The 23,718-nt window shown below is 37.2% G+C and carries 23 protein-coding genes; 14 read left to right on the top strand and 9 right to left on the bottom strand.

The features are described 5' to 3' along the window. Positions 1–263: 263 nt before the first annotated feature. The 6 genes from DEU40_RS19770 to DEU40_RS19745 all read left to right on the top strand — a co-directional run bounded on the left by DEU40_RS19770 (position 264) and on the right by DEU40_RS19745 (position 7,458). Positions 264–1,382, top strand: a complete 1,119-nt coding sequence (locus DEU40_RS19770) for an ATP-binding protein (RefSeq protein ID WP_110011445.1) — start codon at positions 264–266, stop codon at positions 1,380–1,382. A 314-nt stretch (positions 1,383–1,696) separates the two neighbouring features. Then, positions 1,697–2,323: a TetR/AcrR family transcriptional regulator gene (locus DEU40_RS19765; protein ID WP_228406572.1), complete on the top strand. Its 627-nt coding sequence runs from the start codon at positions 1,697–1,699 to the stop codon at positions 2,321–2,323. Further along, positions 2,307–3,623, top strand: coding sequence for a TolC family protein (locus DEU40_RS19760; protein WP_110011443.1), 1,317 nt, complete (start codon positions 2,307–2,309; stop codon positions 3,621–3,623). The genes DEU40_RS19765 and DEU40_RS19760 overlap by 17 nt, the downstream gene beginning before the upstream one ends. 16 nt (positions 3,624–3,639) lie before the next feature. Beyond that, the gene (locus DEU40_RS19755; protein WP_110011442.1) at positions 3,640–4,743 is read left to right on the top strand and encodes an HlyD family secretion protein; all 1,104 of its coding nucleotides are present in this window, start codon (positions 3,640–3,642) and stop codon (positions 4,741–4,743) included. Positions 4,744–4,883: 140 nt separating this feature from the next. Next, entirely contained in the window at positions 4,884–6,461 is a 1,578-nt protein-coding gene (locus tag DEU40_RS19750) for a DHA2 family efflux MFS transporter permease subunit (protein WP_062674556.1), read from the top strand. A 400-nt stretch (positions 6,462–6,861) separates the two neighbouring features. Beyond that, entirely contained in the window at positions 6,862–7,458 is a 597-nt protein-coding gene (locus DEU40_RS19745) for a hypothetical protein (protein WP_110011441.1), read from the top strand. A 120-nt stretch (positions 7,459–7,578) separates the two neighbouring features. On the opposite strand, the gene DEU40_RS19740 is transcribed toward DEU40_RS19745, so the two are convergent. Then, the gene (locus DEU40_RS19740) at positions 7,579–8,592 is read right to left on the bottom strand and encodes a TQO small subunit DoxD (RefSeq protein WP_110011440.1); all 1,014 of its coding nucleotides are present in this window, start codon (positions 8,590–8,592) and stop codon (positions 7,579–7,581) included. 55 nt (positions 8,593–8,647) lie between these two features. Next, on the bottom strand, positions 8,648–9,004 hold the full coding sequence (locus DEU40_RS19735; protein WP_146207882.1) for a hypothetical protein: 357 nt from the start codon (positions 9,002–9,004) through the stop codon (positions 8,648–8,650). Between the two features lie 203 nt (positions 9,005–9,207). On the opposite strand from DEU40_RS19735, the gene DEU40_RS19730 reads away from it, so the two are divergent. Then, the gene (locus DEU40_RS19730) at positions 9,208–9,768 is read left to right on the top strand and encodes a DNA-3-methyladenine glycosylase I (RefSeq protein ID WP_110011438.1); all 561 of its coding nucleotides are present in this window, start codon (positions 9,208–9,210) and stop codon (positions 9,766–9,768) included. A gap of 268 nt (positions 9,769–10,036) precedes the next feature. Here the strand turns inward: DEU40_RS19730 and DEU40_RS19725 are convergent, their stop codons facing one another. Beyond that, positions 10,037–10,402 (bottom strand): winged helix-turn-helix transcriptional regulator, encoded by a 366-nt coding sequence (locus DEU40_RS19725; RefSeq protein ID WP_110011437.1) that lies wholly within the window; start codon positions 10,400–10,402, stop codon positions 10,037–10,039. Between the two features lie 91 nt (positions 10,403–10,493). Between DEU40_RS19725 and DEU40_RS19720 the strand changes: the two genes are divergently transcribed. Continuing rightward, on the top strand, positions 10,494–11,024 hold the full coding sequence (locus tag DEU40_RS19720; protein WP_110011436.1) for an NAD(P)H-dependent oxidoreductase: 531 nt from the start codon (positions 10,494–10,496) through the stop codon (positions 11,022–11,024). A 98-nt stretch (positions 11,025–11,122) separates the two neighbouring features. Here DEU40_RS19720 and DEU40_RS19715 read toward each other — a convergent pair whose 3' ends face one another. Both DEU40_RS19715 and DEU40_RS19710 read right to left on the bottom strand, forming a co-directional pair. Continuing rightward, positions 11,123–12,709, bottom strand: a complete 1,587-nt coding sequence (locus DEU40_RS19715) for a patatin-like phospholipase family protein (RefSeq protein ID WP_110011435.1) — start codon at positions 12,707–12,709, stop codon at positions 11,123–11,125. A 92-nt stretch (positions 12,710–12,801) separates the two neighbouring features. After that, the gene (locus DEU40_RS19710; RefSeq protein WP_110011434.1) at positions 12,802–13,701 is read right to left on the bottom strand and encodes a CorA family divalent cation transporter; all 900 of its coding nucleotides are present in this window, start codon (positions 13,699–13,701) and stop codon (positions 12,802–12,804) included. A 73-nt stretch (positions 13,702–13,774) separates the two neighbouring features. Here DEU40_RS19710 and DEU40_RS19705 point away from each other — a divergent pair, with 73 nt between their 5' ends. Beyond that, complete coding sequence (locus DEU40_RS19705) at positions 13,775–14,797, top strand: 3-oxoacyl-ACP synthase III family protein (RefSeq protein WP_110011433.1); 1,023 nt, start codon at positions 13,775–13,777, stop codon at positions 14,795–14,797. A 157-nt stretch (positions 14,798–14,954) separates the two neighbouring features. Here the strand turns inward: DEU40_RS19705 and DEU40_RS19700 are convergent, their stop codons facing one another. Then, complete coding sequence (locus DEU40_RS19700; RefSeq protein WP_110011432.1) at positions 14,955–16,115, bottom strand: thioredoxin family protein; 1,161 nt, start codon at positions 16,113–16,115, stop codon at positions 14,955–14,957. Between the two features lie 277 nt (positions 16,116–16,392). Between DEU40_RS19700 and DEU40_RS19695 the strand changes: the two genes are divergently transcribed. Next, positions 16,393–18,024 carry an AraC family transcriptional regulator gene (locus DEU40_RS19695; RefSeq protein ID WP_181398008.1) on the top strand — a complete coding sequence of 544 codons (1,632 nt, stop codon included), beginning with the start codon at positions 16,393–16,395 and terminating at the stop codon, positions 18,022–18,024. Between the two features lie 338 nt (positions 18,025–18,362). Here DEU40_RS19695 and DEU40_RS19690 read toward each other — a convergent pair whose 3' ends face one another. From DEU40_RS19690 to pruA, 3 genes are all read right to left on the bottom strand, one after another. Continuing rightward, on the bottom strand, positions 18,363–18,563 hold the full coding sequence (locus tag DEU40_RS19690; protein ID WP_110011430.1) for a hypothetical protein: 201 nt from the start codon (positions 18,561–18,563) through the stop codon (positions 18,363–18,365). A gap of 298 nt (positions 18,564–18,861) precedes the next feature. Further along, positions 18,862–19,083 (bottom strand): cytochrome C551, encoded by a 222-nt coding sequence (locus DEU40_RS19685; RefSeq protein WP_110011429.1) that lies wholly within the window; start codon positions 19,081–19,083, stop codon positions 18,862–18,864. Between the two features lie 370 nt (positions 19,084–19,453). After that, on the bottom strand, positions 19,454–21,079 hold the full coding sequence (pruA, locus tag DEU40_RS19680) for an L-glutamate gamma-semialdehyde dehydrogenase (RefSeq protein ID WP_110011428.1): 1,626 nt from the start codon (positions 21,077–21,079) through the stop codon (positions 19,454–19,456). Positions 21,080–21,511: 432 nt separating this feature from the next. Between pruA and DEU40_RS19675 the strand changes: the two genes are divergently transcribed. From DEU40_RS19675 to DEU40_RS19660, 4 genes are all read left to right on the top strand, one after another. Further along, entirely contained in the window at positions 21,512–21,856 is a 345-nt protein-coding gene (locus DEU40_RS19675) for a hypothetical protein (RefSeq protein ID WP_137905260.1), read from the top strand. A gap of 157 nt (positions 21,857–22,013) precedes the next feature. Beyond that, complete coding sequence (gene ureA / locus DEU40_RS19670) at positions 22,014–22,316, top strand: urease subunit gamma (RefSeq protein ID WP_034697260.1); 303 nt, start codon at positions 22,014–22,016, stop codon at positions 22,314–22,316. 11 nt (positions 22,317–22,327) lie between these two features. Then, the gene (ureB, locus tag DEU40_RS19665; RefSeq protein WP_110011426.1) at positions 22,328–22,696 is read left to right on the top strand and encodes an urease subunit beta; all 369 of its coding nucleotides are present in this window, start codon (positions 22,328–22,330) and stop codon (positions 22,694–22,696) included. A gap of 1 nt (position 22,697) precedes the next feature. Then, positions 22,698–23,570: a helix-turn-helix domain-containing protein gene (locus tag DEU40_RS19660; protein ID WP_110011425.1), complete on the top strand. Its 873-nt coding sequence runs from the start codon at positions 22,698–22,700 to the stop codon at positions 23,568–23,570. Positions 23,571–23,718: the final 148 nt, after the last annotated feature.

Below are 23,718 nucleotides of genomic sequence, written 5' to 3'. Positions count from 1 at the left end.
GTAAAAATTATATGTGGTTAAAGTTTGTTAAGGGCTTTCCTTTAAAAGAAAAATGCAAATTTTCAGCAATAAAAATACACTTTGTAAATGTATCGCCTGACATTAAATTGTAAAATCCAATTTTAAATTTAACTCTCATCATATTATTGATATCACCTATAATACAATCAGATATAAAGCCCTTTCATAATTTTAATCTGCATTCATACATTTTAAGCAGACTTAATTTTATGAAATGAAATAAGATTTTTTATCTTTGAAACATGAATTGGGAGAACATCGCCGGACAGACGAATCTGAAAAAACTTCTTAGAGAAAGCATTGCTGAAAACAGAGTGAGCCATGCCCAACTTTTTGTAGGAAAAGAAGGATACGGAACATTGCCTATGGTATTGGCCTATGCACGGGAAATTTTCAGCCAGGAAAATGAACATGCTGCCGCAAAGGTTGAGCACCTCAATCACCTGGATCTGCATTTCAGCTTTCCGGTTTTTACGGATAATAAAAACTCATTAAGCAAAAATAAATTTGATGAGTTCAGAGAAATGATCCTGGCTTCTCCTTATGCAAGCTACGACGACTGGACCGCTTTTTTAGAATCAGAAAATAAACAGTTATTTATTTCTGCCGATGAAGTGGATGATCAGAACCAGAAATTTTCTTTAAAAAGTTTTGAAGGCGGAACTAAAATTCTTATTGTCTGGAGAGCAGATAAAATGAATATCGCGGCTTCCAATAAATTTTTGAAATTTTTAGAGGAACCACCCGCAAAAACGGTCATTCTGCTTACGGCCGAAAGTACCAATGATATTCTTCCTACCATTCTTTCCAGGACACAGATTGTAGAGATCCCGAGAATTAATGATGAGGATATTGAAAACTACCTTAAAAAGAACTTTTCTGTTTCCGAAGATAAGGTAAGAGAAATTGTTCATGAGGCACAGGGAGACCTCAATGACGCCATTAAGCTTCTGAACTCAGGAGACAAAAGCAATGAGTTTGAAAAGCTTTTTGTACAATGGGTAAGAGATGCATTTATGGTAAAAAAGAAACCGGAATATCTCAGAAGTATTATTTTATGGGCAAGGGAAATTGCAGGGTGGAACAGGGAAAAACAGAAAAATTTTCTTAATTACTGTTCTGAGATTTTCAGACTGGCATTGCTTCAGAACTATCAATCTGAAAATCTGGTCTACAAAAAGATCAATGCGAACGGTTTCAATTGGGCCGGTTTTTCAAAATTTATCAGCGGAGCCAATATTGAGAGCATTTTAGAAGAAATCAATACTGCTGATCTGCACCTGACCAGAAACGGAAACCCAAAAATCGTCTGGACCGACCTGGGAATAAAATTATCAAGATATATTCATAAAAGCACATAAATAACTCCGGTAAATCCCGGAGTTTTTGTTTTTGTCCTGAACAGATTATTATTTCAGCTCTATTTTCCTTATATTTTTACGTTTACTTCAATTGAATGCATTCTGAAAATATTAAAATTATTGTTCAGGTTTTCCCGAATATTAATTCAAAATAAACTCTTTTAAATTAAAAAGTGCCTTTCCTGCGCTTTCAGCATATATTATAGAAACCGTCTTTTCTTTGCAATAAATTAAATCTATATTAAAAAATCAATCAATCGTTTGATTTGAATGAAAACTTGTGTACATTTGCGCCCTGAAAAATGAACACTAACATGATTTCAAAAGAAGAAAATATATTATTCGCTGCCGAGAAGCTCTTTGCAGAACAGGGATTCGAAGGAACTTCCACCCGGGAAATTGCAAAGGCGGCGAATGTAAACATCTCTATGATCTCATATTATTTTGGCTCTAAGGAAAAACTTTATGAGAAATTAGTGGAATACAGAATGAATGAAGGTCAGTTTTTCTCAAAAGACCTTTTGGGAAGAACTGACATCAACGATTGGCAAAAGATTGAAAGAGTCATCGATCAGTTTTCTCACAAGATCCGGACTCAAAAATGCTTCTACAGGATTATGCAGAGAGAGCAGCTGCATACCAAGAATCCTCAGATTATAGAATTTTTGAAGCAGACCAAAATGGGATTCCTTTCTATGTATTCGCAAATATTGGAAAGTGGTCTTAAAAATGGAATTTTCACCAAAAATCCACCTATTTATCTCCTTCATTCTACCGTAAGCGGAACCTTGTTTTATGCATTCAATGCAAAAGAAATGTATAAAGAGTTTCTGAATGAAACAGAAGATGAAGAAGCTTTTGATGAAAAATACTACACAGAACTTAATAAACATATTAAATATTTACTAAAAGACCTTTTAGGTTATGAAGAGAATAAATAACTCAGTGATTGCATTATCACTATTCGTAGGAATAGCAAATGCAAATGCTCAGGAGAAAAGAACACTTACTCTTGACGAGGCCGTGCAGCTGGGAATCCAGAACAGCAAGAATCTCAAGATCGATGCAGCCAAGATCGAAGAGGCTACAGCTGATCTTTTGGAGGCTAAAAACAGACAACTGCCGGAATTGAAGGTGTCAGGTAGCTATATGTACCTTCCGATAAAACCGAATGTTGATATCAAACTTCCTGGTCTTGCAGGAGGAGCTGGCGGACCTGAAATACATCAGGTAGTTTACGGTTCTGCTAATCTTAGCGTTCCCATTTACAGCGGTGGAAGAATCAAATATGGAATTCAGTCAGCAAAATATCTGGTAGAAGCTTCTAAATTAAGCACTGAGAATGATAAAATTGCCATTGCTTATAACGTTGCCCAGGCTTATAATAACCTGTTTAAAGCCAACCAGTCCATCAAGGTTTTTGAAGAAAATCTTGCCGCTTCTCAAAAAAGAGATGAAACCTTCCTTAAAATGGAAAACAATGGGTTGATTGCAAGAAATGACAGATTAAAGGCAAATCTTCAGACTTCAAATATTGAACTTCAGCTGTTGGAAGCCAAAAATAACTACAATATTGCCAACATCAATATGGATTTACTGCTTGGTCTTCCTGAAACGACGGAACTGGCAGTAGATGAAAATTATATTGAAGAAGGAACAGATGTAAAACCTGTTGATTATTATGTTAATGAAGCCAGAGAAAACCGTAAAGATTTACAGGCTCTGGCACAACAGAGAAAAGCGGCGGAATTAGGTTCGAAGGCAGCAAAAGCAGAAAATCTTCCTTCCATTGCATTTACAGGAGGTTATGTAGCAGCTGATATCCCTAAGTTTCTTACCGTATACAATGCCATCAATGTAGGAGTCGGGGTTTCTTATAACCTGTCCAATCTTTGGAAAGAAAATTCTTCATTGAGACAATCGCAGGCGAGAGAAAAGCAGCTTGCCGCTACTGATGAATTACTGAATGATAACATTAAGCTTGATGTCAACAGAGAATATCAGAACACAGACTATTCGAAAAAGAGAATTGCTGTTTTTGAAAAATCGGCGGAACAGGCTAATGAAAATTACAGAATTACCAAAAATAAATACGACAACGGTTTGGCAACCATGACTGAATTGCTGGATGCAGACGCAGCTCAGATTGCGGCCAATGTTGGCGTGATCAATGCTAAGGCAGATGCTGCACTGGCATACAGAAAACTATTACAGACAACAGGAACTTTAACAATTAAATAATCAGATCGAAACCAAAATGGAAAATAATAATACACAGGCAGCTGAACCTAAAAAGAAAAAAAGTTTAGTTTTTCCTATCATTTTAGCGGCAGTAGTAATCGGAGGAGGGATTTACGGTTACAGAGCCTTTACTTACGGACAGTATCACGAAGAGACTGATGATGCTCAGATTGCTTCCAATATGGCACCGGTAATTTCTAAAATCTCCGGATATGTAGCTCAGGTAAAAGTAAAAGACAACCAGTTTGTGAAGAAAGGAGATACCTTGGTGATTTTGGATAACAGGGATCAGAAAATGGCTCTGGAACAGGCTCAGGCAGCTTTATCTACAGCCAGAAGCAATATTTCAAATGCAGAAGCTACTACAACAGCAACTTCAAAAAATATAGGTTCTTCAGAAGCAGCAGTAGTAACGGCTAATGCTCAGATTGAAGCTGCAAAAGTAAATGTATGGAAAACTTCTCAGGATCTGAAGAGATATGCTAATCTTGTAAAAGACCACTCTATTACGGAACAGCAGTATGAGCAGGCTTTGGCAGCAAAACAATCTGCAGACAGACAGTTGCAGGTTTTAGTGGATCAGAGAAACCAAATTGCTCAGCAAACTCACATCGCTTCTTCTCAGACGGCTGCCAGCTCACAACAAATCAGCGTGGCAGGTTCTGTTGCTAAACAAAGAGAAGTAGATGTAGAAAATGCAAAACTGAATTTGTCATATACGGTAATCCTTGCCCCTGAAGACGGATACGTTGGAAAAGTACCTACACAGGCAGGTCAGTATCTGCAGGCAGGAGCTCAGTTGTTTGCTTTGGTTAAAAACGACCAGAAATGGGTGGTGGCCAACTTTAAAGAAACACAGGTAGACAAAATGGTAGAAGGCCAGAAAGTAAAAATTGAGATTGATGCTTTTCCTGATCAGGAATTTGAAGGAGTGGTAAGCTCATTCTCTCCCGCTACAGGAGCTACTTTCTCTATTCTTCCTCCCGATAATGCGAGTGGTAACTTCGTAAAAGTAGTTCAGAGACTTCCTGTAAAAATTGATTTTGTAAATCTTGACAAGAATATTGCCAAAAGATTAAGAACAGGAATGAACGTGAAGGCAGAAGTTGCTTTGAAATAACATTTAAAATTGTTAAAAGTCAATGAACTTCGTTGTCAATAGTGAATCAGCTTTGCTGTCAATTAAACGGCAGGCTTTACAATTCACCATTCACCTGCGAAGCAAAATTCGCCATTGATTTTTCACATCGAAAAAAACTTATGCAAGATTCATTAGTAGAATATGGAGCGCGGAGAGTAATCATTACGATTACAGCCATCCTTTGTGCCCTTCTTGAAATTGTAGACTCCACGATTGTCAATGTTGCCTTGAATGAAATGAAGGGGAATCTTGGAGCTACGCTTTCAGAAGTAGGGTGGGTGATTACAGCGTATGCCATCGGGAACGTTATCATAGTTCCGATGACGAGCTGGCTTTCACAGCAGTTTGGGCGTAGAAATTACTTTGCGGCATCCATCATTATATTCACCGTATTTTCATTCTTATGTGGAAATGCGACCAATATCTGGGAACTCGTGTTCTTCAGATTGATGCAGGGAATCGGGGGTGGAGCCTTACTGGTAACATCACAAACGATTATTACGGAATCGTATCCGATTGAAAAAAGAAGTATGGCTCAGGCTATTTACGGCCTTGGGGTAATTATCGGTCCTACACTAGGGCCGCCTCTTGGAGGATATATTGTTGATAACTTCAGCTGGCCCTATATTTTCTATATTAATATTCCGATTGGAATTGCGGCAACGCTGATGACGCTTCAGTTTGTAAGAAGCCCGAAATATGCAGAAAAACGTAAAGCTTCAGATGTTGACTGGCTTGGAATTGCTCTGCTGGCAGTTACAGTAGGCTCATTACAGTTTATTCTGGAAAGAGGACATGAAGAAGACTGGTTTGAAAGTGGAATGATCGTGGCCTTTACTGTAGCAGCAATTTTAGGATTTATACTCTTCCTTTGGCGGGAACTTACCTTCAAGTACCCGATTGTTGAGCTCAGAGTGCTTAAAAACAGCAACCTGAGGATCGGGACTATGATGTCATTCGTTCTTGGATTCGGATTGTATGGTTCTACATTCATTGTTCCTTTGTATACCCAGAGTATTTTGGGATGGACAGCCCTTCAGTCAGGTGCGTTGATGATTCCGGCCGCATTAACGACAGCCTTTATGATGCCTATCATCGGGAGACTACTGGCAAAAGGAGCAAAACAGCAGATCCTGGTTTCATTAGGGCTCTTTATCTTCTTCGTTTACAGTTTCTGGGGATACAAAATTCTGACACCGGATACCAGTAAAGATGCCTTCTTCTGGATGCTGATTGTAAGAGGAGCAGGTCTGGGATTATTATTTATTCCTATTACCTCTTTGTCATTAAGTACACTAAAAGGGCAGGAGATTGGTCAGGGAGCAGCCTTTACAGGGATGATGAGACAGCTGGGAGGATCTTTTGGGATTGCGGCGATCACGACCTTTATTGCCAATGCAGGACAGAAGTACAGAAATAACTTAATTTCCCACCTGGACGAAAACAGTTTTGATGTTCAGCAAAGACTGGCAGCATTGAAGGCCAATTTCATAGCGAAAGGGATGACTCCTGATGCAGCAATGAATGCCGCATATAAAATGCTCGACTTATCCGTAACAAAACAGGCCACTGTTTTATCTTATATGGATGTATTTCTTTACCTCGGAATCGTATTCCTGATATGTATTCCGTTTATCTTACTGGTAAAAGAAAGAAAGAGCAAAGAAAAAATAGATTTGAGTGAAGCCATGCACTAGATTTTAAAAAAGACCTTCGGAATTTCGAAGGTCTTTTTTTTTTTTTGTATCTGCCTTAACATGATAATAAACAATACTTTCTGTTTTCATTTTGTTAAATAAAAAATAATATCACTTATTGGAGAGTTTATTTATTTTTTCTAGCTTTACATCACCAAATGAAAAAAATATGAATAAATTCCCTCACCTTTTAATAATCCATTCAAAAAGGATTTGCCGGAATGCTGTGTCACACTTTATCTGATTTCCGGTTATTGAACTGACAGACCTGACTGCCCTTCACTTGCTTTTTATAGTTCATAAAGGCAATTTCCCAATATCCGAAAACGGTATGAAGTAATGTATTCCGTTTTATTATTTAGCTAAATCATGATCTCAAGTCACTAATAACTTATTATATATGAATCAAATTCAACTGCCGGAAACTTACGCGGCATTATCAGATTTCAGAAAAAATGATATCTATCTCCCTGAAATGAATCAGGCTCAGCTTATTGCAGATTTCTTTCCCGGAACTTTCACAGAGCTTACCCAGCGCCTCTCTGATATTACAGGGGCTTTTTACGGAGGTATGCTCAAACAGATCGGGAAACTTTACGGACCTGAAGCTATTGAACAGATTTCCAGTACTTTTATGTACGATCTGGGATCAAGAATGACACTGAGGAATCTTGAAACAAAACCCAATCTGCAGCCTGGAATTCCGGCTGTTGCAAAAATATTGATGGGAGGAGTTTTTACATCCAGTCCCGAATACAATTTTGAATTTAAAGAATTAAATGACTACAAATGCGAATTGCTTATTAAAGGAGTAGACCGTTACCACAAAATCACCCATAGCCTGCAAATTGCAGGTCTGTTGAATTGGCCAGTCATAAAACCTTTTATACAGGGCGTTTGCGACACCATGGGGCTGGATGTTTTATTGGATATAAAAGTACTCAGACTTGATCCGGACAGCAAGTGCACCTATCATGTCATAGTTTCTGAGAAATAGCTTCCAACATAAATAGTACCTGGAAATTCAATAAGAGCGGACCTTAGTCCGCTTTCTGTATACTAAATCAAGGATAGGTTTCAGCCTAAACATGAAACCCGTGTCTCGCACCCCGCATCGCTAATCAATCTTTTCTATCCATTCAATACCACTCACATCAATCAGTTTCAGACTGTGGATATCATTTTTTTGAAAAATATCATCAATATTCAGTGTCACATCTGCTTTTGCTCCTAATGGAATTACCAGACTGTGCTTTCCTGGTTTCACTTTGGCAACATGATGATTCTGAATATCCTCTTTAGGAATTCCGGCAAGTTCTTTATGATCCAGTTCCTTTAAAATCTTTCCGTTTTTGTCGAGGATATGAATCCCTATCAGAAAAGAGCCATACACATCAGCACCTTCCGTCCTGTAAACTTCAAATGTTAACTTTGAGTGCTGATGAGAGATTTTTGAAATTTCAAGCTTGGGTTTTACCGATTTATTGTGAAGTGTTCCCCACACACCTCCATGAAAATACTGATTGGTAAAAAGAGTTAACCCCAATATGATGAGTGAGCCTGCCAGTACAAAACCCTTTGGATCTGACACAGGAAAATTTCCTGAGCCAAGCCATTGGAACCATTTTTTTTGAGTGAATTTTTTGTTGTTTTTCTTAAAATAATGATCCAGAGAATAAGGACCACTTCCTGTGAGAAACATGACAAATCCACCGGCTACGCCCAGTACACCAATCTGCCACTCGTCAAGGCAGGTTGTTCCCAGCCAGCCGGAACCTAATAAAATCCCGAGAGCAAGGCTGAAAATGCCAATACTCATCAGCCGGGTAAATAAACCGAGGATGATGAATAATCCGACAATTGCCTCAATAATGGTAAAAATCATCATGGAGCGTTGTAAAACATCAGGATGAGTCACCAGATATTCAATAACAGGTTTTATTCCGAGTGCATTGGGTAAAAAATGGTTGAATTTTTCCCCGATATATCCCTTTTCATCAGGAATAAGTTTGTTTTCAAGGATAAGCCGGCGCCAGAACGCTGAAAAGTAGGTCCATCCGATAACCATACGGAGGGATAAAGTATATAATCCGGCCATGTCTGAAGACTGGCTGTTTAAGGTATGTTTCATTGAAATTAATATTGTGTTGTAAAAAACTGTTTTTTATAATCTGACTAAAAAAAGTTTAAACCAGATGAAGTCTAAGTCTTTTAAACAGAATATATTTCGGAGGGCTGTTCCCGGCAGAATGCCCGCAATAGTTATTGAGAAAAGATTTTTCTTCAAAAAGATTGGCTGCAGCTGAATTAAAACCAGATAAAAACTTATGGTAATGGTTTTGAATTTTGGTTTTTGAAACGGCAGTTTCTGAAGAAGCAAAAGCTGTATCACAGCTGAAAGAGAGCGATGAGGTTGTTTTTACCTTATTAAGCCCGCTGATGTACTGAATGTCAAAAATATCAAGGACATTTCTTTTGACTGAGCATGGAGACAACGAAAACACCAATATAAGCATCGTAATGACACTTTTATAAGTTTTCATATGAAGTCCTGAACTTGGCATAATTACAAAACTACGCTTTATTTCAATATGTATCAGCAGACTTTTAATTAATAATGGATTCTCTTAAAAAAAAATTTGTGCTATTAAAATTTAAAAATAAAAAACACTACTGACGGACAGTTGTCACAATCCCGCTTTATCTTTACAGTCTGAAAGTTTTACAAAATAGAAAATATACTGAAATGAGTTACTGTTTAGCAATAGAAGGAATGCAGCCTGAAAGCAGAAAAGAACTGCACAAAAATTATCATGACAACTATTATGGGTTTCCCATTCACGATGATAATGAATTGTTCGGAAGACTGATTCTGGAAATTAATCAGGCAGGACTAAGCTGGGAAACGGTTCTGAAAAAAGAAGACAGTTTCAGAAAAGCTTATGACCAATTTGATATTCAGAAAATAGCAGCTTATACAGAAGAAGACCGTGAAAGGCTGTTGAGTGACCCTGGAATTATCAGAAATAAATTAAAGGTCAATGCTGCCATTGAAAATGCGAAAACAATCATTGAATTACAAAAAGAATTTGGTTCCTTTGAAAAATGGCTGGAGCACCATCATCCTATGACATTGCAGGAATGGATGAAATTATTCAAAAAAACATTCAAATTTACAGGTGGAGAAATTGTCAACGAATTTCTTATGAGTACCGGATATCTGAAAGGAGCCCATCATGAAACCTGTCCTGTACACTCGAAAGTATTGGCTCAAAAGCCTTTGTGGAAAGAGACTGAGGGAAAGTAGTACACGATTATTCTTTCAATTAATAAGCCTGGATTCCTACGGAATGACCTATAGAACTGTTTGATATTATGTATACACTGTGTCATTCCGTAGGAATCCAGCTTCCGAAAATTAAGAATAGAAAAAGAAAGTCCATTTTATATGTCAGCTGGTTGCTAGGATTTCAAGTTCTGGCTCAAGCCCATTTCTATTGAATTGATCAGATCATTTTTATGTGCCTGTCTCCGTTGAGTGTAAGATCTTTGCAAAACCTTTTAACCCAACCTTTTTATTTCTTTTCCATAATCTGTTTATGTTCGTTACCCCATTTTTCAAACTCAAGAATGATGGGCTTCAGCTTATAACCGATTTCTGTAAGCTCATATTCTACCCTTGGAGGAACTTCTGCATAGACTGTTCTGGTAATGATTTTATCCTCTTCCAGCCTGCGAAGCTGAAGGGTGAGCATACGCTCGGTAATGTTCTGAAGCTTTTTTCTAAGTTCTCCAAATCTCATTTTTCCATTGATCAGATAACAGCATATGGCTAATGCCCACTGCCCTCCGATAATATTGGAAGCATAGATTTCTGGACATTCATCAGCAAGTGCTTTTTTATTGGCAAAATTGGTTGAGGTTTCCTTTATTTTAGTCATTACTTACATTTTTTATAGTACCATACAATTGGTTGCTAATGTACGAAATGTAAGTAACGTGTTGTAATTTTGTGATAGAAATTTAGACATAATGAAAACATTAGTGATTGTGACGCATCCTGATATTGAAAAATCAGTGATCAATAAAAAATGGATCGACGAGTTAAAAAAATATCCTGAAAAATATGTGGTTCATCAACTGTACGAAGCTTATCCTGATGGAAAAATCAATGTGGCAGAAGAGCAGAAGCTGATGGAATCGTATGACAAGATTGTATTTCAGTTTCCTTTTTACTGGTTCAGCAGCCCGCCGCTTTTAAAACAATGGCTGGATGAAGTGGTTTTATACGGCTGGGCGTATGGAAGCAACAGCGGTTTCAAACTGGCCGGAAAGAAAATGACACTGGCTGTTACCGCAGGAATAGATGAAGATGGATATTCTGAAACAGGGGAATATAAATACACGATGAATGAACTTTTCCGACCTTATGAACTGACTTTCGATTATATAAAAGCCGATTATAAAGAACCATTCGTGTATTATGGAATTGAAAGAGATTCTTCCGATGAATGGATCAACAGAAGTGTTCCGATGTATCTGGAGTTTCTGGACAATTTATAACTGAATGAAAGTAAAGTTGAACTTGAATTAAAACAGGTTCAGCTTACTTTTGTATGTATTCAAAAAGATTTACACCTACAAAAAATACTTCAAAACCCTTACCCCACCGTAGGAGTATCCTCTTCTTTGAGTATTTTTTTCTCCTTCATCGTAAGCATCATTCTTTCATATTTGTACTTTTCCCAATCAAATGTGTTGAGAAAATCAAGGGCAGCCTGAAAACCTCTGTTGAAGAGTTCTTCCTTTTCTTCTCTTTTCATAAAGAAATTCAGCCAACTGCTGGTGCCGCAGTTAACGGTTTGTATACTGTATAGCTTATAAAAAGTATGTTTGGTAAGGAATGTCTTATCGTTAAACCCTTTCAGAGTGCTGATGATATTTCCTGCGTAGCTGAACGGTGTTTTAAGGATTTCTTCACTGGTTTTTCCCTTTTCAGAAAGAATGGCAGAATCACTGGTTAGCTGTACCCCAAAAAGAGGCATTCTCGGATAAAAAACTTCATCAGCGTGAAAAAGGTCAATAGGGAAGTTGGAGATACTGCCGCCATCAATGAAAACTCCTGCTGGGTTTATATTTTCAGGTTGGGTATTCATCCAATACCTCCAGGCATATTTTACAGAATCATCGTTTGTGTTAATTTGTTTCTGGAAAGGTTCAAAGAAAAAGGGTACCGCCATAGAGGCTCTTGCAAATTCAGCCGGACTGATGTGTTTCAGTTCCTCTTCGGACCAGTAGAGATTGGCCATCGTAGGAAGTTCTACCTTAATTTTAGCATTGATATCAGTGGTAATAACCACATATTCTGAGGTAAGAAGATAAAACGGATTGTTTTTATAATAATCATTATTGACGGCACTTTCATAGAAAATTCTGTATCGGGTCTGGTCAATGTGTTCCTGATTTTTTATTCTAATCTTTTCGATGCTTTGCAAAGCTATCTGATAATATTCCTGCCCGTTCCCATAACGGTAGCTGAGATTGAGGCCTTTTTCTTTCTGAATGAATTTTTTATTGAGATCGGCAACTGTTTGTATTCCAAATTGGGCCAGCGCATTCTGCATGGTATTCTGAAAAACATTTCCGGGATTCAGTCCGCTGTTTTCCTTTCTGAAATTATTATAAAGCTTTTTAATACAGAAAAAGAGAATGACAGCCGGAATCAATGGAATCAGGAACATTAGTTTGGCGTTCAGTATGGTTGTGGGAGGAGCCAGAAAAGGAATGCTCAGCAGAATAATGAAAAGAATGACCGCAATGATGGCATTGATCTTAAAAAAATCTTTGTTGTTCAGCATTGCATGAAGGGTCGTCTTTACATACGTTTTCCCATCCATAAAATCTGCAAAATTCCAGCTGAAAAGAATATCCTTAATCAGCTCACTTTTAGGCTCTTCTTTGGTTTTGCAGGCTGCGATAAGCATGGTGTTAATAGCTCCGGCACTCGTTCCTGCTACTTTCAGAAAACGGATTCCGAATATTTCCAGACCATAAAGATAGCCTACCAGTGCGCTTCCCCATACACCGCCACCTTCCTGTACAAACTCTATATACTGATTACCGGACTGATCCAGAAGATCAGAGAATTCTTTGGCAGCTATATTCCCGTGTAAGGCAAGCAATTTATCTTTGGATGCCTGTGAAAGAGAGGGATCTTCCAGAATTTTGTTGAGGTTTTCGGTAGTCATGGTATTTTGTTTTGAGGATGTGCCGGTAAAAGACAAAGATCATCAATTAGATGATCAAAATCTTTGTGCCTTTGTATTGTTATAAAAATGAATCACCACTGTTTTCGCCTTACATAAATAAATGTACTGATCACAACCGTAGCCATCGCTCCCAATGTTACAAAATATCCATACTTATGATGAAGCTCAGGCATATTATCGAAATTCATCCCATATACCCCGGCAATGAAAGTGATCGGTAAAAAGTAAACAGAATAAATGGCCAACACCTTCATCACCTGGTTGGCTTTTTGGTCCGAAAGTGCCAGGAACATGGAAATAAGGTTGGTAATCTGAATGTTTAAATGATCAAAATCGGCAACGACATCCTTATGTTTATCTTTCAAATCGACAATTTCTGAGTCCTGTAAATTCAGTAGTTTAAATTTATCAATAGCATCCGTAGAGATTACCAGCACGCGGGAATTCAAGCCCGATTTTCGTTTCAGTTTGTAGAGACGGCGGATCTGGCTCGTATGATTCGTGTTTTTAAGAAAAATTTCATTCTCTATATTGTCCATCGTTTCGAACAGACTTAAAGATTCATCGTCAAAACTTTTCATAATCAGGATAGCAATCATAAGGGTGATTTGCTGAGGAGTAACATCTTCCTGAATCATAGATACATTTTTCTTGGTCTCTGTGATACTCCTGGTTTTCATCCTGTGGATGGTAATAATGGTATTTTCAACCAGAAAAATCCCAATCTTGGTACTGATATCACTGATGGTATTCAAATTCTTTCTTTCCAGCTCTGTACTTTCACGGAGTAAAAAGAATTTTACATTTCCGTCTTCTTCATATTTCGGAAGGTGATTAGGGTCCATCGTATCTTCCAGAAGAAGGTTGTTGATTTCATATCTTTCATGAAGAAATTTCAGGTCTTCTAAAGTAGGAGCCTCTACATCTACCCATTCGCACTGGGAGGTTCTGTATATCGTATCAATTGGCATAAAGTAAAAATACTAATATTTTGAAAAACTATGTGTTAAATAAGTTTTATCTTTGCCAAAATTAAAAAACTATATGATTAAAAGTACCATAAAAGGGGTGGGATTTTATGTTCCAGATAACGTTGTTACCAATGATGATTTAGCAAAACTAATGACTACCAATGACGAATGGATTACGGAAAGAACAGGTATCAAGGAAAGAAGACACAGAAAAAACAGATATGACTCTCAGGAAACCAGCGCTTATCTAGGTTTTAAAGCTGCAGAAAAAGCCATCCTCAATGCAGGTCTTACCTCAAAAGATATTGATTACATTGTTTTTGCAACGCTTTCACCGGATTATTATTTTCCGGGATGTGGTGTCCTGCTTCAGGACATGCTGGGATGTGATACGATCGGAGCATTGGATGTAAGAAATCAATGTTCAGGATTTGTATATTCTATGAGTGTGGCTAATGCATTCATCAAATCCGGTACTTATAAAAATATTCTTGTGGTAGGAGCAGAAGTTCATTCTTTCGGATTGGACTTTTCTGATGAGGGAAGAGGTGTGTCTGTTATTTTTGGAGACGGGGCAGGAGCCATTGTTCTTTCTGCATCAGAAGATGAAAATGCAGGAGATATTTTAGCGATGAATATGCATTCTGAAGGAAAATATGCTGACGATCTTTGTACCCAGTTCCCGGGTTCAAAATTCGGATGGAGCGACAGAATGAGAAAAGATCCTGAAAATGTAACGAACAAAGAAGTATATCCGATCATGAACGGAAACTTCGTATTCAAGCATGCGGTAACAAGATTCCCCGAAACCATGATGGAAGCTTTGAACAAAGCCGGAAAGACGGTTGAAGATCTTGATATGTTTATTCCGCACCAGGCGAATCTGAGAATTGCCCAGTTTGTACAGGAAAAATTCGGATTACCGGATGAGAAAGTCTTCAACAACATCCAGAGATACGGAAACACAACAGCAGCTTCTATTCCGATTGCTTTAAGCGAAGCAATTGAGCAGGGAAAAATAAAAAGAGGCGACCTTGTCCTTCTTTCTGCTTTCGGAAGCGGATTTACCTGGGGCAGTGTTCTGTTTGAATACTAAGAGAAGCTTTATTTTCAATTATACCACAACTCAAGTGCTCAATTTCTATATTTTGGAAGGGGGCGGAAATTCAAAGGATTTTTGACGGGGTGGTTTTATACATCATAAAAAAACGCAGAACTCTGTTCTGCGTTTTTTTATGATAGACCTTAATCAATTAAAGACTTTTCAGTAATTTTTCCGTGTCTGTAGAATCCTGTCCTGTACTTTTGGCCAGTTCAATAGACTTTTCAGCCCATATTTTTGCATTTTTCTTATCACCTACCTTATTGTAAAGATTGGCTAAAGTATCTGTATTGGCAAAGTTCTGGTCTTTCTTTACAGATTCCTGTGCCCATGCAATGGCTTTTTCCAGAGAAGCTTTATTGCTCACATTCTCAAAGAAGTTCCATGCAAGAGAGTTCAGTTCTTCAGAACCTGCTGCAGAATAATCTTTGTAGATATCAAGGATCAGCTTTTCATACTCAGGAATATCTTTATTCTTTAAAGCTCTGTTAGCTTTCATTCTTTTTAAGATCTTGTCAGCCTCTTCTTTGCTTAGAAATTTCTGTGCTTCGGCCATAAAATAGCTGTCATCCCATTTTTTAGTATCCGGATTATAAGCTTTTTTAGAAATAGTATTCAGCTTGATATTTTTCTCAAACTTTTCATATTTATCTTCCGGGAAGAACTTAACGATATCAGCTTTTTTATCCTGGAAAATTTTGTATAAAGGACTGTCTGTAGTCTGTACTCCTGAAAGAAGCATTTGGATATCTTCCTGATCTAAAATTGTTTTCTGCTGAAAGTAACGGTTAAGAACTTTTCCGGCAAACTCGGCGTCATTATACATGGTAAGTCCGGCAAGATTCTTTAAAAACTCAGGATTTTTTTCTCCCTTTTCAAACTGCTGCTTCAAAGAGGTTAGTCTTTTATTGGGATCTTCAGCGTCTTTCGCAAACTGGATAAAGTCTTTTTCTTCCACATATCCTAAAGTTCTGTGCACAGCTTCACCGTTTCCGTCGATAAACAGGTAAGTAGGAAATGCTTTTACATTATATTTTTTGGCCAGCTCAATTCCTTCTCCTTTTTCCATATCAATTTTCGCATTGATAAAGTGGGAATTATAGTAATCGCCTACAGACTGAAGCGGGAAAATATTTTTAACCATCAGTTTACAAGGTCCGCACCATGAAGCATATGCATCAATGAAGACCAGTTTTTTTTCTTTTTTTGCTTTGGCAAGAATGGAGGCAAAATTGCCTTCTTCAAATTTAATTCCCTGTGCCCATGCAAGGACTCCTATAAAGATTGAGGAAAGTATGGCTATTTTTTTCATAAAAACTTTTTATTCCCTGCAAATGTAATAAATATGAAGACACCTGAGCCGTCCATATTAAAAATAATTATACAGGAATTTTGGTTTTAAAACAGAAATCAGTTTATATTAAAGAAAACCATATATTATTTCTGTCTTATTATTAAAATTAATGTAAATTGGTGTTTTTGGTTAAATGATTAAATTTCAATATAATGTTTTAATAAAAAATAAAATATCACTAGTTTTGTAAAAAACAAAAAGACACTCCGTGAAATCAATGATGAATTATTATAAAATGAAAATAATAATTTGTTTTTCTATGCCTAAAAGTCTTTTGAAATTTTTGTTTTTGCTGGCAACAGCAATTCCCATATTTGCCCAGAAAAAAAATAGCTTTGATCTTATCTGTGAAAGGACTTCTTCTGTTACAGCCTATAAAGATTTACCCAAAGCCATCAAAACAGCAGATTCCCTCTATATGAAGGCACAAAAGCCATCAGAGAAAATAAAATGTCTTATCCTTTCTTCAGAGCTGTACCATCATGCCGGTGAACTTAAAAAAGCAATCTGTTACAGTGAAAATGCCCATTCGGTAATCAATCTGACTAATGATCCTGAATGGATGGCTGTAGTAACCCGATTACTTGCGAGACAATATAGACAGGTAGGGTTATACGAAAGATCCAAAAAATATATTATAAAAGGACTGGAGGCTTCAGCCCGGATCACCGATTTTCAGAAAAGTAATGAAGCCGCAGGACTGCTGAATCAGGAAATGGCTTTTTATGAAATGGAGATGGGGAATTATCCTAACGCCATACAACATATCGAATCCTCCCTGAAATATTTTGAAAAGATCAATAGTTATAATGAAAACAGAACCGCAGCGGCATCTTATCAACTATTGGGAGATGTCTATTTCAAGCTCAATAATTATTCTGTCTCTGAAGATTACTATCGAAAAGCGGAAGGATTGCTAAAGAAAGGAAGCTGTACGCTGGGATTAGTTTATAATGGCCTGGGAGGAATCCGTTTGAAGCAGAAAAACTGGAAAGATGCTGAACTGTATCTTAAAAAAGCAGAAAAAATTGCCGATACTTCCCGAAGTCTTAAACTTAAAAAAGCAGTTTATTCCAATATTAATGATTATTATGAAGGAGTTGGGGACAATTTCAAGGCTTCTTTATATGCGGTAAAATATGTACGTGCCTATGACAGTATTGCAGCGCGCAACCAGAGTTTTGCCATAAAAGATTTTGAAAATCCCAAAGGAAAAGCTACGAAAAAAAATACGCAGATGAATGGAGTGAAGAATGCAGCTATTGTCATTCTGTCCCTTTCATTGGTTGGGCTGTTTCTTTTTATTAGGAGAAAACAGAAAAAACAGCGGTCAAAGCTTAGAAATATTATCAGAACCCAGTTGAACATGATCGGTAACAGGACACACTATCCTTTAAAACAATCTGGTGATTTTGAGTTTTCCAATATTTTTGTGGAAGAAATTGATGAAAAAGACTCCGAGACAGACCGAAGAAGAAATGACTCTCTGATGACCCCGGAAACAGAATCAAAACTGCTGGAACTGCTTGAGGATTTTGAAAAAGGTAATCTCTATAACAATAAAGGCATGTCCCTATCTTTTCTCGCCGGAGAATTGAACACCAATACAAAATATCTTTCTTACGTGATCAATCAGCATAAAAATGCAGATTTTAAAACGTATATCAATCGTTTAAGAATCAACTATATTGTAGACAAACTGATCAATGATGAGAAGTACAGACAGTATAAAATAAGTATCCTTGCTGATGAATGCGGATTTTCTTCCCACAGCAAATTTGCTGCAGTCTTCAAGGCGGTCACAGATTATTCTCCATCAGCTTACATTAAATATCTGGATAGTGAAACCCGGTCAGATAAAAAATAGTCATTTTCCCGAAAATGATTAAAAAAGGGCATTTTATTCAATTCTATATTGCTATTTTCACGAAAATGAACAACCTATTATTTTAAAGGAACCCTTTGCTATTATATCTTTGTGGCAGTTTCAAAGTATACAACAATTCTGTTACAGCTTATCACTTTTATTTCATTTTTGAACTAAGATCATTATAAGAGAAACTGCCATTCCCATTTTTTTAACTTTTTAAGGAAATATTCTGACCAGAATATCTGCCATATCCTATAATCGGGGTTGATTGCCCGGTTTTTTTTCAGTCAAGTTTTTTTAAGTGCAAATCCACAGACGTCTGTGGATTTGTGATTTTATTTAACTTTCGTACTGTCGGTTTTTACTTTTGAAGAATCGGGGGAAGGGATTGAATTCGCTACAGCAGAATCTCCCATTCTGTTTCTTAAGGAATCTTTATTGTGAGCATCTTTATATTCCTCTCTTTTTTCTTTGTTTTGAGCACAGCTTCCAAGGAAAAGAAGTCCAAGAACTGCTCCTATCCATAATTTTCTCATAATAGTTAATTTTGATTGTTGATGTTAATCAAATATAAGGATTAAAAGATAAAAGATAAAAGATAAAAGATAAAAGATAAAAGATAAAAGATGTTCCTTTAAATTTTGGATTCAATAGGGGTGGGTTTTAGCCCGCCGTTAGAAATAATATATAATCACCGGCTGTAGTCAAAAACATGGAATAAACGTCTTTTCAAGCCAAAATTTCAATATCCCATATTTATATGGTTATCCAATAAAAAAATCTGCAGCGCTTTCATCTGCAGATTTTCCATTTTAAATTAAACGTATATACATGTTATTTGACAGGAGACGTTGCCATAGAATCCCTTTTGATCATGATTGTATCAGGATTCGTCCTTTTTGTAGTCATCGTATCAGTAGTTGTAGGCGGTATACTTTTTTGGGTACTGTCTACTGTTGCTGAATCTCTGCTACTTGTTGACATTGTCGATTCTTTGGTTCCACAGCTCACTGCAAATATTCCTATTCCGACAGCTGTTAGCAATAACTTTTTCATATTATTTTATTTTGGGGTGTATAATAACAGAAAATCAATAATTATTCCTAACAGGACATTGAAAATCGTAAAATATAGGTAAAGTTTGTTAAAAGATGTTAGTGCAGATATCGGGTTTCGGGATACGAGCTACAGGATATGCGAGATTCGAGTTTAATGTTTAATGCAGTCCAAAAAATACTTTATTACCAAAAATACTCTAATATTCTCAACCCCTCAAACTCTCAAACCCGAATCCCGCACCCCGCACCTCGTATTTCAAATCTCGTACCCCGAAACCCCACAAAAAAGCCCCGAAACCGAAATTCCGAGGCTGTATTCAAGGAACAGACAACAAATTACTCATTGGCCATTACTCATTATTTATTAATTATCCCAGGTATGGATATTTGTAGTTTTTAGGAGAAACAAAAGTTTCTTTTACGCTTCTTACAGAAACCCATCTTAGAAGGTTCATTTTAGAACCTGCTTTATCATTTGTTCCTGAAGCTCTACCGCCACCGAAAGGCTGCTGTCCTACTACGGCACCCGTTGGTTTATCATTGATGTAGAAGTTACCTGATGCGTTTTCTAAAGCTTTGTAAGCTTCAGCGATTGCGTAACGGTCTTGTGAGAACACAGAACCGGTCAATGAATAAGGAGATGTTGAATCTACAAGTTTAAGGGTCTCTTTCCAGTCCTGATCTTCATATACGTAGATCGATAAGATTGGTCCGAAGATCTCTTCAACCATACTTTCGTAATGAGGATTTGTAGTTTCAATTACTGTTGGGTGTACGAACCATCCTTTAGAATCATCATATTTCCCACCGATTGCAACAGTAGCTTCACCTGAAGCGTTCGCTCTGTCGATATATCCTTTACATTTTTCGAAAGAATTCTTGTCGATTACAGCATTGACAAAGTTAGAAGTATCTTCCGGCGAACCGATTTTGATAGTGCTCATCTGAGCTTCCATTACTTTTTTCACATCAGCCCAAAGAGACTTAGGGATATAAGCTCTTGAAGCTGCAGAACATTTTTGTCCCTGGTATTCGAAAGCACCTCTTACCAATGCAGTAGCTACAGCTTCCACGTTAGCAGACGGGTGAGCAATAACGAAGTCTTTACCACCAGTTTCTCCAACGATTCTTGGATATGTTCTGTAGTTGTGGATATTATCACCGATCATTTTCCACATTCCCTGGAATACTTTTGTAGAACCAGTGAAGTGAAGACCTGCAAAATCCGGGTGAGCCAAAACTTTCTCAGCAGTTTCTTTTCCGTCTGTAAAGATCATGTTGATAACCCCTGCAGGAAGACCCGCTTCTGTTAATACATCCATAATTACTTTTGCAGAATATACCTGCTTGTCAGAAGGTTTCCAAACCACTACGTTTCCTAACATGGCCATACAAGTAGGAAGGTTTCCGGAAATCGCTGTAAAGTTGAATGGAGTTACTGCAAAACAGAATCCTTCTAATGGTCTGTATTCAACGCGGTTCCAGATTCCGTTATCAGAAACCGGCTGCTCAGCATACATTTCTGTCATGAACTCTACATTGAATCTTAAGAAGTCGATGAACTCACAAGCGGAATCAATTTCAGCCTGGTGTACGTTTTTAGACTGCCCGATCATTGTTGCTGCATTAATCACATCTCTGTAAGGTCCTGCCAAAAGATCGGCTGCCTTTAAGAAAATTGCTGCACGCTGTTCCCAGCCTAGTTCATTCCATTCTTTTTTAGCTGCCAATGCCGCGTTGATAGCGTCATCCACATGCTGCATACCACCCTGGTAGTAGAATCCGAAATCATGAGCATGATCCTGTGGAGACTGAAGCTGTACTTTTGTTTCAGTTTTTACTTCTTTTCCATTGATAATCATTGGGATTTCTACCTTTTCAGCCCACATTTTTTTATAAGTGTCGATAAGGCTTTTAACTTCCGGAGATCCCGGTTCGTATGAGTTTACAGGCTCGTTTACCGCTAATGGTACTTGCGAAATTGCTTTTGACATATTACGTTTTATTATTTTATTAAATTAATAAGATGTGTATACAAATTTACGATAATTATAAGGAAAGAAAAAATGCCGTCTTTTTTTGTCAGATAAACCAGAAAACAGATCTGATACTATTATTTATGCTTTTTCTGAGATAAATTTTTATTAAATATTGATTTATTTTCAGAATTCTTTAGGTTTTAGAAAAAAATACACCATTTTGTCATAATTGTAGGAATTAAGACAATAGAACATTTGTCATAGTTTAAGAATTGCTGTTAATGACTGTAAATAAAGGGTTTATGTTACAGTGTTAAAATTATATAAATTCACTTTTGTTGCGATTTTGAACATTTTAAATAATTTTTTGATAGCCGGAGGATCAGATTGTTCTAATTTTACATCATTATTATCAGGTATGAAAAAAGAGTCTTATTTTTCTCTTTTGTGATATTTTTCTCAGCGTTGTGTGCAGGTCTTTTTGCACATAAAGGGAAAACTCAGCCATATTCTCATATCCTTTCAAAAATTCATCTTTTACAGCAGAAATCTGATCAGCAGACTCAGCCTGAACTCTATAGTTTTTCAGATGTGCAGGATGTGCAGGATGTGCAGGATTCCAACGACTGGGAGAAAGTAAAATTTGATTACTCAATACTTGCACAGCATTGGCTGCACTATTTCTTTGCAGGTTACACTTACAATACACAGGTTGCGGCTGTTCAAAACCGCGTTTATATTACGTCACCAAGATATATCCTGTATCACTGTCTGCAGGTAGCGGGCTGCTAATCCCTTTTCTTAATTTTTAATGATCCGTTGTGGTTTGTATTTATGTCAATACAGATCTGAAAACATCATTTCCCATTTTACATTTTTGAACATTTCTGTTTGCCTTTACGTAGAGGTGAAACGGATATTGTTTGTCCAATTTTAAATAAAAAATATTATGCACTTAACACCGAGAGAAACGGAAAAGCTTATGCTGTTTCTGGCAGGCGAACTCGCTCTGAAAAGAAAGGCAAGAGGCCTTAAATTAAACTACCCGGAATCCATCGCTCTGATCAGCCACTTTCTGCTTGAAGGCGCAAGAGACGGGAAAAAAGTAGCCGAACTGATGCAGGAAGGAGCCAACCTTCTGACCAAAGAAGATGTGATGCCAGGCGTTTCAGAAATGATCCACGATGTTCAGATTGAAGCAACCTTCCCGGATGGGACAAAACTGGTAACCGTACACAATCCAATCCGCTAATACTACTGATTATGATACCAGGAGAAATTTTTGTAAAAGAAGGAACAATTATCTGCAATGAAGGCAGAGAAACTGTAAAAATAAAAGTAACCAATACCGGAGACAGGTCTATTCAGGTAGGTTCACACTTCCATTTTTTTGAAGTTAATAAAGCGATGAGCTTTGACCGGGAAAAAGCTTTCGGAAAGAGACTGAATATTGTAGCAAGTACTGCAGTACGTTCTGAGCCGGGGGAAGAAAAAGAAGTGGAATTGGTAGAAATAGGAGGAACCAAAAAAACAATGGACTTCAATAATCTTGTTGATGGACAGATAGATTCTGAAGAACAGAAAAAAGTAAGCCTTGCAAAAGTTGAAGAGTTAAACTTTAAAAATCATTAAGATGAGCTTACACGTAGACAGAAAACAATACGCCAGTATATTAGGTCCTACAGCCGGAGATAAAATCAGACTGGGCTATACTGAAAATAAAGAGTTGGAGAGAAATTATCTTAAAGGTATTCTGATGCCGGTGATTCCGTATCGTACCACATTCAATTTTATTATTTTCGTTACCAATGGGCATATCAGACAGTACCTTGAAAATAAAGAATATCATGCGGAAAAAGGAGGCGTGATCTTTATTAAGCAAGGAACAATTACCGCAACTGTTGAATTATCAGAAGATATTGAAGGTTTCTTCCTTGCTTATGAAAATAATATTCTGTCTGAAAAGGAACTGCCAAAACATAAAAGCAGTATCTTTTGCATGACACATTTCCTGAATCTGGACAGCTTAACCTACAGAACCATCACACAGCTTCTCCCGATTATGGAACAGAAATTATGGTTGAATAATCTCAATATCAATGATGTAGTGGTGACAATGCTTCATTTGATTCTGATCAAAATGCTGAGCACGGATTCTGATACCCATCACAAATCTGCAACACGCCCCATGGAGCTGTCCCTGCAGTTCCGGGATCTTTTGTTCAAATACCATGTCGGAGAAAAGAGAGTGGCTTTCTATGCCGATAAATTGTCTGTTACAGAAAGTTATCTGAATAAATGTGTCAAAGGAGTTACTCAGAAATCTCCAAAACAATGGATCAATGAGATTGATATCAATTACAGCAAAGCATTACTTCATTCCAGTAAAGATATTGCAGAGATTGCCTACGAACTGAATTTTCATACCGCATCCCATTTTACCCAGCTTTTTCAAAAAAATTGCAGGAATTACCCCAAAGGAATACAGGATTCAGTTTTTGAATAACAGCAGGATTTCAGTTTGATATAAAGAATCGAATTTGTGTAATGTCAATGGTCAATTTTTGCTGCGTAAGTGAATAGTCAATGATGCTAAAGTTCAGAATAAAAAATTCACTGCGAAGTAAATTTACCATTCACTATTGATTGGTCTC

This window comes from Chryseobacterium sp. AG844 (genome assembly GCF_003182335.1).
GTDB lineage: Bacteria > Bacteroidota > Bacteroidia > Flavobacteriales > Weeksellaceae > Chryseobacterium > Chryseobacterium cupriresistens.
This window is presented reverse-complemented; position numbering and strand designations above follow the sequence as displayed.